Annotated in this window: 4 protein-coding genes; all 4 read left to right on the top strand. The window is 57.3% G+C overall.

Annotated elements, in window-relative coordinates; all coding sequences use genetic code 11:
• On the top strand, positions 1-300 hold a 300-nt coding region (locus ACP7A2_RS27045), incomplete at its 5' end, for a ribonucleotide-diphosphate reductase subunit beta (RefSeq protein ID WP_223495910.1).
• A gap of 108 nt (positions 301-408) precedes the next feature.
• A complete protein-coding gene (locus tag ACP7A2_RS27040) occupies positions 409-897 on the top strand; it encodes a DUF1289 domain-containing protein (protein ID WP_426136837.1) in 489 nt (162 codons plus the stop codon).
• A gap of 68 nt (positions 898-965) precedes the next feature.
• The gene (locus ACP7A2_RS27035) at positions 966-1,880 is read left to right on the top strand and encodes a class I SAM-dependent methyltransferase (protein ID WP_426136836.1); all 915 of its coding nucleotides are present in this window, start codon (positions 966-968) and stop codon (positions 1,878-1,880) included.
• A gap of 149 nt (positions 1,881-2,029) precedes the next feature.
• On the top strand, positions 2,030-2,746 hold the full coding sequence (gene pcsA, locus ACP7A2_RS27030) for a phosphatidylcholine synthase (RefSeq protein WP_348061594.1): 717 nt from the start codon (positions 2,030-2,032) through the stop codon (positions 2,744-2,746).
• The last annotated feature ends 116 nt before the right edge of the window (positions 2,747-2,862 follow it).

The raw sequence follows: 2,862 nt of genomic DNA, 5'->3' as shown, positions 1-2,862 counted from the left end.
GATGCCGAGATGAAGGAAGAAGCGACCCAGATGATTCTGCAGGGGACGCAGCTGGAGATTGAATATGCGCGGGATACGATGCCGCGTGGAGTGCTGGGCATGAATGCGGCGATGATGGAGGATTACCTCAAGTTCATCGCGAACCGTCGTTTGTCGCAGATCGGCCTTAAAGAAGAATATCCAGGGACGACCAACCCGTTCCCGTGGATGAGCGAGATCATGGACTTGAAGAAAGAGAAAAACTTCTTTGAGACCCGTGTGATCGAGTACCAGACCGGCGGCGCGCTTAGCTGGGATTGATTGAAATCAAAAGTGAGATTTGTGTGGGAGCTGGCTTGCCGGCTCCCACATTAATCCGGTTTCCACACCCGATACGGGTGATTCTCCAATCCCGCAAAACATCGACTCATGCCCAACCAAACCATCAAAACGCCCTGTGTCGGCCTGTGCTCCACCGTTTACGGGGACCTGGTCTGCCGGGGCTGCAAGCGTTATCACCATGAAGTGATCCAGTGGAATGGCTACAACGCCGACGAGAAACAGGCGGTGTGGCTGCGCCTGGAGCAACTGTTGGTGCAAGTGATGACCAGCAAGCTGGAGGTGTTCGACCCGCACTTGCTGCGTCAGCAACTTGAAAGCCGCAAGATCCGCTTTATGCCGCACCAGTCGCCATATTGCTGGGCGTACCAGTTGATTGCCCGCGGTGCGCGGGTGATTTCCAAACTGGAAGCGTACGGGTTGGCGTTGTTGCCGGAGTTTCGTGAGCGCCATCTGGCGGACTTGCGTGATGCGATTGACCGGGAGTTTTTTCTGCTGTCAGAGGCGCATTACGAGCGCTACATCGCGCCGGGATTCTTGAAAGAGGCATTTGGGCCAGCCCTGATTGCTACCGTCTAAGCCATATTACGAACGCTGGCTCGCAACTGTGTTTAAAATGCCGGCCGCACAATGACTGACGTTTAACGATGAACCCAGACGCACTCGCTACCCTGCACGCCCATCTGCTCACCGCTCTTGCCAGCCCGCCGGCTGAAACCCGCCGCCTGTTCCACGGCCGTGGCCGCTGCTGGCCGGGCCTGGAGCAATTGACGGTGGACTGGCTTGAGGGCGTGATTCTGGTCTCGCTGTTCAAGGAACCCGAGGCGGCGCAGCTGGAAGACTTGAAACAGCTACTGCAATCCGCGCTCAGCGCCTACACCGTGGCCCTGCAACACCGCTACCTGCCGCAGAGCACCACCGAATGGCTGGTGGGCGATGCCATCGATGAGCGGACCATCACCGAAGGCGGCCTGCGTTATTTGATCGACCTGGGTAAAAAACAGAACAGCGGGCTGTTCCTCGACATGCGTTACGGGCGCAACTGGGTGCGTGAGCAAGCCAGTGGCCAGCGAGTACTCAACCTGTTTGCTTATACCTGCGGGTTCTCTGTGGCGGCCATCGAAGGCGGCGCTGACCACGTGGTGAACCTCGATATGGCCCGTGGCGCCCTTAGCCGGGGTCGCGACAACCATCGGCTGAATGGTCATGACCTGAGCAAAGTGAGCTTTCTGGGCCACGACCTGTTCAAGTCCTGGGCCAAGGTCACCAACAGTGGCCCGTATGACCTGGTGATCATCGACCCGCCGTCCTTCCAGAAAGGCAGTTTCCTGCTGACCAAAGACTACCAGCGCGTGCTGCGCCGCCTGCCGGATCTGCTTACCGGGCAAGGCACGGTGTTGGCGTGCATGAACGATCCGGCCTTTGGCGAAGACTTCCTGATCGACGGCGTAACCCGCGAAGCACCGGGCCTGCGTTTTGTCGAACGTCTGGAAAACCCGCCGGAATTTAAGGATATTGACCCGCAAAGCGGGTTGAAGGCGCTGGTGTTCCGTCAGGGTTGATGCCGAAACGTCCTGCGCTTGCTACGCTAAGTGATACGCCGGGGTGGTGAACCTTATGATCCCCTTCCCGGTCGATACCTGCATTCCCTGGCCAGACTCGACAGCGTTACGCTGTCGGCTGCCCCGTTTCACCTTTTGGAGAACCGCCCGTGATTTCGACCCTGCATGTAGCCAGACTCAAAGCCTGGGGCGCCCACGGCTTTACAGCCACGGGTGTGGTGCTGGCCTTCCTGGCCACCCTGGCGCTGCTGGAAAACTCGCCCAAGGCCTGCCTGCTCTGGCTGGGCCTGGCGTTGGTGGTCGATGGCGTCGACGGTTCCCTGGCGCGACGGGTGAATGTCAGCACCGTGCTGCCCAGCTTCGATGGCTCGGTGCTGGACCTGGTGATTGATTACCTGACGTACGTGTTTATTCCGGCGTTGTTTATCTACCGCTATATCGACCTGCCTGAATTTACTCACCTGTTTACGGTGTCGGTGATTCTGGTGTCGTCGTTGTTTTGCTTTTGTAATGTGAACATGAAAAGCAAAGACAACTACTTCGTCGGGTTCCCGGCGGCCTGGAATGTGGTTGCGTTGTGCGTCTACATCATCCAGCCGGACGCTTGGGTATCCTTGGCCACGGTCATTGGGCTGGCGTTGTTGACGGTGACGCCAATGAAGTTTTTGCATCCGTTTCGGGTTAAGCGGTTTATGCCGCTCAATATCGCTGTAACCACGATCTGGTTGTTGTGCAGCTTTTTGATGGTGGTGGATTATCCGAATACCAACCCCTGGACGTTTGGGTTGTGGTCGGTGATGTCGGCTTACTTTCTGGGGATTTGTGTTTGGCGTACGGGGTTGGAGTGGCTCGATAGTCGGCGCTGATTTTTTGGGGGTATATCCGTTATTTGGGTGATGGCGGGTATTGGTTCCGCTCTTACAGCGGGTCACTTTTGGAAGGACCCAAAAGTAACCAAAAGGTCCTCGCCCCACCACTCGGT

The organism is Pseudomonas sp. PWP3-1b2, assembly GCF_049896045.1.
Taxonomy (GTDB): domain Bacteria; phylum Pseudomonadota; class Gammaproteobacteria; order Pseudomonadales; family Pseudomonadaceae; genus Aquipseudomonas; species Aquipseudomonas antarctica_B.
Note: the sequence above shows the minus strand (reverse complement) of the source record. Positions and strands in the feature narration are given on the sequence as shown.

What these genes read in the sequence shown, in the direction of transcription:
- ACP7A2_RS27035 (WP_426136836.1), top strand. Translation starts at nt 966, where the DNA reads ATGAACCCAGACGCACTCGCTACCCTGCACGCCCATCTGCTCACCGCT.
- ACP7A2_RS27040 (WP_426136837.1), top strand. Translation starts at nt 409, where the DNA reads ATGCCCAACCAAACCATCAAAACGCCCTGTGTCGGCCTGTGCTCCACC.